This window comes from Caenispirillum bisanense (assembly GCF_039523075.1).
In the GTDB taxonomy this organism is placed as follows: Bacteria; Pseudomonadota; Alphaproteobacteria; order Rhodospirillales; family Rhodospirillaceae; genus Caenispirillum; species Caenispirillum bisanense.
This window is the reverse complement of record NZ_BAAAEP010000031.1, coordinates 45,871-53,634: the sequence shown is the minus strand read 5'-3', so window position 1 is coordinate 53,634 and position 7,764 is coordinate 45,871. Positions and strand designations below refer to the sequence as shown.

General features: G+C 71.5%; 6 protein-coding genes. 1 reads left to right on the top strand and 5 read right to left on the bottom strand.

Annotation, left to right across the window (positions count from 1 at the left end; all coding sequences use genetic code 11):
• From ABD056_RS14445 to ABD056_RS14430, 4 genes are all read right to left on the bottom strand, one after another.
• Window positions 1-941: glycosyltransferase family 4 protein (locus tag ABD056_RS14445; RefSeq protein ID WP_343867693.1), on the bottom strand; the 941-nt coding region annotated here is incomplete at its 3' end.
• Window positions 938-2,245 carry a TIGR04295 family B12-binding domain-containing radical SAM protein gene (locus ABD056_RS14440; protein WP_343867691.1) on the bottom strand — a complete coding sequence of 436 codons (1,308 nt, stop codon included), beginning with the start codon at window positions 2,243-2,245 and terminating at the stop codon, window positions 938-940. The genes ABD056_RS14440 and ABD056_RS14445, both read right to left, overlap by 4 nt.
• Window positions 2,242-4,320, bottom strand: coding sequence for an SDR family NAD(P)-dependent oxidoreductase (locus tag ABD056_RS14435; protein WP_343867689.1), 2,079 nt, complete (start codon window positions 4,318-4,320; stop codon window positions 2,242-2,244). Before ABD056_RS14435 ends, ABD056_RS14440 begins: the two co-directional genes overlap by 4 nt.
• The gene (locus tag ABD056_RS14430) at window positions 4,317-5,435 is read right to left on the bottom strand and encodes an SDR family NAD(P)-dependent oxidoreductase (RefSeq protein ID WP_343867687.1); all 1,119 of its coding nucleotides are present in this window, start codon (window positions 5,433-5,435) and stop codon (window positions 4,317-4,319) included. The genes ABD056_RS14435 and ABD056_RS14430 overlap by 4 nt, the downstream gene beginning before the upstream one ends.
• 240 nt (window positions 5,436-5,675) lie before the next feature.
• Here ABD056_RS14430 and ABD056_RS14425 point away from each other — a divergent pair, with 240 nt between their 5' ends.
• On the top strand, window positions 5,676-6,764 hold the full coding sequence (locus ABD056_RS14425; RefSeq protein ID WP_343867685.1) for a DNA topoisomerase IB: 1,089 nt from the start codon (window positions 5,676-5,678) through the stop codon (window positions 6,762-6,764).
• Here the strand turns inward: ABD056_RS14425 and ABD056_RS14420 are convergent.
• Window positions 6,754-7,692 carry a trypsin-like serine protease gene (locus ABD056_RS14420; RefSeq protein WP_343867684.1) on the bottom strand — a complete coding sequence of 313 codons (939 nt, stop codon included), beginning with the start codon at window positions 7,690-7,692 and terminating at the stop codon, window positions 6,754-6,756. The genes ABD056_RS14425 and ABD056_RS14420 overlap by 11 nt on opposite strands.
• Window positions 7,693-7,764 lie beyond the last annotated feature (72 nt).

Below are 7,764 nucleotides of genomic sequence, written 5' to 3'. Positions count from 1 at the left end.
AACAGGGCGGCGTCCTGCCACAGCTCGCGGAAGGTGGGGATGTCGGCCAGCACCAGGGCGCAGCCGGACAAGGCCGCCTCCAGCACCGCCAGGCCGAAGGGCTCGTAGCGCGCCGGGGCGGCGAAGACGGCGGCGCGCATCATCTCCGCCCGCATGGCGGCGGCCGGCAGCAGGCCGAGCGGCACCGTCCCCGGCACCGGCGCCACGCTGCCGTCGGGGCCGTGGGCGTCGCCGGCCACCAGCACCGGCCACGGGCCGCGCTGCGCCGCCTCCTGCAGGGCGTGCAGGTTCTTGGCCTCGTCCCACACCCGCCCGGCCGCCAGCACCACCGGCCGCTTGGGCTCGCCGGCGGTGGCGGCGGCGCCGTCGTAAAGGCCGAGGTCGCGGCCGTTGCGGATGGCGCGGGCGTCGCGGAAGGGGCCATAGAGCCCGCCGACCTCGCCCAGGAAGCTGAGGGTCGGCGCCACCACCAGATCGGCCGCCCGCAGCCCGGCGGCGACTTCCTGGCGATAGCGGCTCCACTCCGCGCCGGGGTCGCGGCCCTTCACGGCGCGGTACCACGACCACACGCAGGAATGGGCCACCACCAGCACCGGCACCCCGAAGGGCAGGGCGGCATGGGCATAGCCGTTGAGGTGGACCACCTGCGGCCGGTAGCGGCGGACGAGCCGCAGCAGCCAGGCGCCGGCGGCGGCGACGTCGTCCCACGGGTCGGCCATCCACTCCAGCGCATAGCCGCTGCTTTCCAGCACCAGGCCGGGGATGGCGCGGGCGTCCTCCCGCTGGTCGGGGGTGGGCGGACGGCCCATGGTGGCCAGAACCACCACCAGCCCGCGCGCCGTCAGGCCGCGGGCCAGTTCCAGCGCGTAATGCCAGACGCCGCCGACGGTGTCGGCGGTCATCAGCACGCAGCGCAGGCGGGGCGGGGCGCCGCCGGTCATTCGGCGGCCCGGCGTTCAAGCGCCGACAGCGGCAGCGGCCGGCCTTCCTGGATGTCGCTGAACTGGGCGAACTGGCGCAGGTAGTAGTCCATGGCCCGTTCCCACGCCTGATCGTCGGGCAGGCCGAACAGCTTGCGATAGTCGGGGGAGCCCGGATAGGGGAACAGCGGCACCGGATCGTTGGCCCACACCCCGCGCTCGCGCACCACCTCGCGCCAGGCGGCGATGTCGGCATCGTCGTCGGTGGGCATCTCGATCAGGTTGGCCTGCACGAAGGGCACCACCCGCTTCGCCGCCACCAGCCGTTCGGTCAGTTCATCGGTGCCGAGCTTGCAGTTCTTGTCGAGCAGGGCGCGGCCCTCGGGCGTGATGCTTTCCACCCCCGCCTCGATGGAGACGCAGCCGGCGCGGCCCAGCAGGTCGATCATGTCGAACTTCCACAGGTCCAGGCGGGTCTGCACGCCGAACTTCACCGGCCGCTCCGCCAGCGCTTCCAGCAGGCGGCGGTCGGGCAGGAAGATCTCGTCGACGAAGTAGAGGTACTCGACCCCCTGGGCGATGAGGCCGTCGATTTCCTCCAGCAGCAGCGTCAGGTCGCGGCGGCGGTACTTGTCGCGGAAGTTCTCCTTGGCGCAGAACGAGCACGAGTAGGGGCAGCCGCGGCTGGCTTCCACCTCGGCGCCGGGGCCGGTGGGCTCGGCGTCGAAGCGGTGGTGGTGATGGTGGTGCTTGCGCACCCACTCGTCCGGCCAGCGCAGCGCCGGCAGGTCGGTGAACTTCGCCGCCTGCGGCCCGCCGGTGATCTTGAAGCCGCTCTCCATCGCCGCATCGCGGATGGCGACGCCGGGGATGGCGCGGCGGTCCTCGCCGTTGGCGAGGCGCACCAGGGTTTCCTCGCACTCGCCCATGACCACGGTGTCGAGCGCCAGCTTCTTCAGCGCCGCCCGTGGCGTGGTGGAGGCATGGGGGCCGACCGCCACCATGTCGCCGGCGACGTCGCGGATGGTGTCGATCACCTCCTGCGGCACCCGCAGCTCGGGCGGGGCGCAGCGCCAGAACAGGTAGCTCGGCGCCGTGGTGACCACCGTCATGTCGGGCCGGAAGGCGGCCACCCGGCGGCGGATCTCGTCCAGGCTTAGGCCGTCCATGTGGCCGTCGATGATGATCGCCTCGTGGCCGGCGCGCTCCAGCAGGGCCTTGGAATAGCCCAGTTCCAGCGGCAGGTGGGGCTCGCGGCAGCCGAAGTAGATGCTGCCCTCGAAGCTCCAGTGCGGGTTGACGAGGCAGACGCGGATGCCGCTCATACCGCCACCCTCCGCACCTTGGCGCGGCGGGCGGGCGACGCGGCCCCGGTCTCGGCCGGGGCGAGGCCGGCGATGCCGTGGCCGACCAGCCAGTCGCGCAGGCGGCGGAAGCCGTCGGCGGCCTCCACCTGCGGTCGCCAGCCGGTCAGGGCCTGGAAGGCGCGGGTGTCGCTGACGTACCACAGCTGGTCGCCGGGCCGCCAGTCGCCGAACCGCACCTCCGGCCGCCGCCCGGCCAGGTCGCCGATGGCGTCGATGGCCTCCAGCAGCGACACCGCATTGGCCGGGCCGCCGCCGATGTTGAAGGCGGTGCCGCGCACGGCCTCCATGTGGCGTTCCGCCAGCAGCCAGGCATCGACCACATCGTCGACGAACAGCACGTCGCGCACCTGCTTGCCGTCGCCGTAGAGGGTGATCGGCTCCCCCTTCAGGGCCCGGATCATGAAATGGGCGACCCAGCCCTGGTCCTCGGTGCCGAACTGGCGCGGGCCGTAGAGGCAGCTCATGCGGAACACGCAGGCCGGCAGGCCGTAGATGCGGGCGTGGTCGATGACGTACTGGTCGGCGCCGCCCTTGGAGCAGCCATAGGGGCTGTAGAGGTCGAGCGGCTGGCTCTCCGGCACGCCGTGGCGGCGCACCAGCGGGTTCAGCGGCTGGTGGCGGGTGGCTTCCTCCATCATCTCCACCGACGCCAGGGCGCCGTAGACCTTGTTGGTGGAGGCGAACACCAGCTTGGGCGGCGTCGCGGCCTCGCGTGCCGCCTCCAGCACGTTCATGACGCCGCCGAGATTGATGTCGAAATCCTCGCGCGGGTCGGCGACGGAGGTGGTGACGGCCACCTGGGCGGCCAGATGGAACACCGTGCCGGCCTGCTTCACCACGTCGCGGATGCGCCAGCGGTCGCGGATGTCGCCGGGCACCGGCTCGATGTGGTCGGGGTGGGCGTCCAGCAGCCAGCCGAGGTTGTCCTCCACCCCGGCGCGGCTGAGGGTGTCGTAGACCAGCACGTGGCGGCCCTGTGACGCCAGCCGGTGGGCGAGGTTGGAGCCGAGGAAGCCGGCACCGCCGGTCACCAGCACCGGCTTTTCGCCGCGCGCCAGATGCGGCGTGGCGAGCGGCTTGTGGCCGAGGGCGGCATCCACCTGCCGCACCGCCTCCACGCCGCCCTTTTCCAGCAGGCGGAACAGCAGCTTTTCCCGCCCTTCCGGGGTGCGCAGGCCGAAGTGGTAGTGGCGTTCGTCGACGTGGAAGCCTTCCTGGCTGGCCACGTCCTTGTGCAGGTCCGACCACGCATACCAGTAGGCGCGTTCAACCGGCGCCTTCAGCAGGTCGAGGAAGACCTCCATCTGGGTGGTTTCGTCGTGGCGCCAGGTGGAATAGCCGGCCTCGGTGATCCACAGCTCGATGGGGCGATCCTGCGTCGCCAGCACGGCGCGCACGTCTTCCGCCTGCCGCGCCCAGGTGGCGCCGTCATGGGTCCAGGTGCCGGGGAAGCCGTGCAGCGAGACGGCGTCGATGGCCCCCAGCGCCCCCAGTTCGGCCATGCGGGCGACCCAGTTGGGGTCGGTCGGGCACATGCCGCCCAGCACCGTCTTCTTGCCGCGCTGGTGCATCCAGTGGCTGGCCAGCACGATCATGTGGGCGAACTTGCCCCACGCCGGGTCGACCCGCCAGTCCCAGTCGTTGAGGTTGTTGGGCTCGTTCCACAGCTCCAGCCACTCGAAGCAGTCGCCGTGTTCGGTCACCAGCACGTCGAGGAAGTCGGCATAGGCCTTGAGGTCGCGCGGCGGCGCGCAGGTCTTCGGGAACTCGCCGATGGACGGCGGGGTGTAGGTGACGCAGGGCAGCACCTCCACCTCCCGCGACAGCCGGCGCAGCAGCCAGGCGTACCAGGCGCGGCCTTCCTCGGTGTAGCAGTCGGCCCACGACACGCCGGTGCGCAGGTGGCGCAGGCCGAGGCGCTTCATGTCGGCCAGCAGCGCCTCGGTACGGTCGTGGTCGCCGGGGCGCAGCCATTCGACAAGGCCAAGGGTGGGGGAGGGCAGGGCAGTCGTGGGCGGAGGGACTGCCGTCATGCCACCAGCCCCCGCTGGCGCAACTCGCGCGCCGCGTCGTCCACCCGGTCGTCGGCGGTCTGGGCGGCCACCCACTCCACCAGTTCCGCCAGCCCGTCCTCGAACGCCACCTGCGGGCGGAAGCCGAGCACCTCCTCCGCCAGGGTCATATCGGCGAAGCAGTGGCGGATGTCGCCCACCCGGTACTCGCCGGTGATCTCGGGCGCGATGTCGCCGCGGCCCATGGTGCGGGCCAGCGTCTCGGCGATTTCGGTGATGGTGTGGACGCGGCCGGAGCCGACGTTGATGGCGCGGCCGGCGGCGGCGTCGCGGTCCAGCGCCGCCATGCAGGCACGGGCGACATCGGTGACGTGGACGAAATCGCGCCGCTGGCGGCCGTCCTCGAAGATGCGCGGCGGCTTGCCGTTGAGCAGCCGGCTCGCGAAGATCGCCAGCACGCCGGTGTAGGGGTTCGACAGCGCCTGCCGGGTGCCGTAGACGTTGAAGAACCGCAGCGCCGTGGTGGGGATGCCGTAGGCCTGCCCGACCATCAGGCACATGCGTTCCTGCACGTACTTGCCAAGGGCGTAGACGCTGGCCAGCTCGGGGCGCTTGGTTTCGGGCGTCGGCACCGGCTCGTAGGGGCGGCCTTCCTCGCCCACCGGCTCCCACTGGCCGCGCTTGAGGGTCTCCACCGCCCGGCTGGCATCGTCGACCAGGCGGCCGTAGGCGTCCTTGTACAGGCCCTCGCCGTAGATGCTCATGCTGGAGGCGACCACCAGCCGCTTCACCGGCCGGTCGATCAGGCATTGCAGGAGGTTGGCGGTGCCCAGGTCGTTGACGGCGGTGTAGTCGTCGATCTGGTACATGCTCTGACCGACGCCGACCATGGCCGCCAGATGGACCACCGCGTCGACGCCATCAAGGGCGGCGCGCAGGGCGTCCTTGTCGCGCACATCGCCCTTGATGAACTCCACCTCGGCCGCCAGATAGTCCGGGACGCCGACATCGGGGCCGTGGACCTGTTCGGACAGGTTGTCGAACACCCGCACGCGGCGGCCATCGGCCAGCAGGGCGTCGGCAAGATGGGAGCCGATGAAGCCGGCACCACCGGTGATGAGTACAGTCTCGCCCATGTCCCCTCCTTAGGTTGAGCTAGAGGTGGCAACGCGGGCCTTTGGCCTGGGGTTCCGCCGCCGCATGACCTTCTTCATCATCCGTTGGTCTTATGCGGACGGCCGGCGCGGGAAGGCGGATCAGGCTGCTGCCGCTGCTGCTGCACCTGGATCGCAACGCCCCCGGAACGGATCTCGTTGTCGGAAAGGAGATGATGCCGCTCCTGCCGGGAGCGCCCCCAGAGGAGGTCGCCCGCGTCCATGACCATGCCGAGCGACGTCGCAGCGACCGACCTGAAGCGGCACGGCCTGCGGTATTCGTCGGACACCGAGCCCGGCATCCGTCGCCGGCGCCACGGCAAGGGCTTCAGCTACACCCTGCCCGACGGCAGCCGCCTGACCGACCGCGCCGAGATGGCGCGGGTGCGCAGTCTGGCGGTGCCACCGGCCTACAAGGACGTGTGGATCTGCGCCGACCCGCGCGGCCACCTGCAGGCCACCGGGCGCGACGTGCGCGGCCGCAAGCAGTACCGCTATCATCCCAAGTGGCACGAGGTGCGGGACGAGGCGAAGTATCACCGCATCCTGGAATTCGCCGCCGCCCTGCCGGCCCTGCGCCGCCGCGTCTCGGCGGACCTGTCGCGGCCCGGCCTGCCGCCGGAGAAGGTGGTGGCGGCGGTGGTGCGGCTGCTGGAGGGCAGCCTGATCCGCATCGGCAACCCGGAATACTCGCGCGACAACGAGTCCTACGGCCTCACCACCCTGCGCGAGGACCATGTGGACGTGAACGGCGCCGACATCCATTTCGAGTTCGTCGGCAAGAGCGGCAAGGAATGGAAGCTCGACGTCCGCGACCCGCGGGTGGCCCGCGTGGTGGCGGAATGCCAGGACCTGCCCGGCCAGCACCTGTTCCAGTACATCGCCGACGACGGGTCACGCCGCGTCGTCGGGTCAGACGATGTGAATGCGTATCTGCACGAATACGGCGGCGACGACTTCACCGCCAAGGACTTCCGCACCTGGGCGGCGACCGTCATGGCCTTCCAGGAACTCTGCGGCCTGCCCGAGGCGACGACGAAGAAGGAACGCCAGAGCCACCTGAAGGCGGCGGTGCAGGCGGTGGCGAAGCGCCTGCGCAACACCCACGCCATCTGCCGCAAGTCCTACGTCCACCCGGCGGTCATCACCCACTGGGAGACGGGCGGCCTGGCCGATGCCTGCGCCTCGGCGCTCGACAACCTCGACCGCGCGCCGGAGGGCCTGCGCAAGGTGGAGCGCCACGTCTGGGTGCTGCTGAAGGAGGCGGAGGAAAAGGCCCTGGCCGCAGCCACCCCTGCGATCAGTCGGTGAAGCGGGCGCCGGGGAAGATGCCGGCGATCCAGGCGCGGTGCGGCCCGACGCGGGCGAACCACGAACTGTCGCCATAGGCCGCCTCGCCGGAGCCGTTGGAGTTGACCCCGACGATCACCCAGCCGGCGCCCGCCTGCATCCAGGCCGACCCGCCGCTGTCGCCGGAGCCGAGCAGCCCGGCCAGCCGGTTCGGCGGCTTTGCGCTGCCGCCGTAGGGGTTTTCGACCGTGCCGTCCTCGCGCCCCAGGAAGACGCCCAGGTAGCCGCCGGCATCGGCCTCCGGGTCGGCGGCGGCGGTGCGGTCGAGGTCGATGCACTCATCCACGATGCCCTGGGCGGCGGCCTTGTCGGAGCCCGTGTAGAACTCGTCCTGCTGGCCGCGCGAGCCGATGCCGCGGCTGCCGTAGCCGACGAAGGTGATGAGCTTGCCCGCCTCGCCGCTGCCGGCATAGAGCACGGGGGCCGGGCCGGCATCGGTCATCGGTTTGGTCAGGCGCAGGATAGCGAGGTCGTAGCCGGTGCGGGTGTCGGTATCGCCGGCCCACTCCGGCGGCATCCAGATGCGGTCGATGTGGTGGATGGTGCCGCCCGGCGAGCGGATGACGTAGGAGTCGGCCTGCGGCGGCAGCTCGAACACATGGGCGGCGGTCAGCACGTAGGCGTATCGGTCGTCGTTGCCGATCCAGGTGCCGGAGGCCTCCCCCCAGGTCTCGCCGTCGCTGGCGAAGGCGACCACCGCCTTGAACTGCGGTTCGGCCGCCAGCCGCAGGTGTGCGCCGAAGCCGGCTTCCGGCCGGGCGGCGGTGCCCCCTTCCTGGCGCCAGGTGCTGTCGAGGATGATCACGGCGCCGGCCGGGAGGGCCACGGCGGTGGCGGCGACGGTGGCGGCGGCAAGGGCGAGGGGCAGGCGGAGTCGGCGGCGACGCATGGCGGATGGACCCTGGCAGCGGTCGGAACGTCATCCGCCCGCGGCGCGGGGCCGCGGGCGGACGGAGGTGAC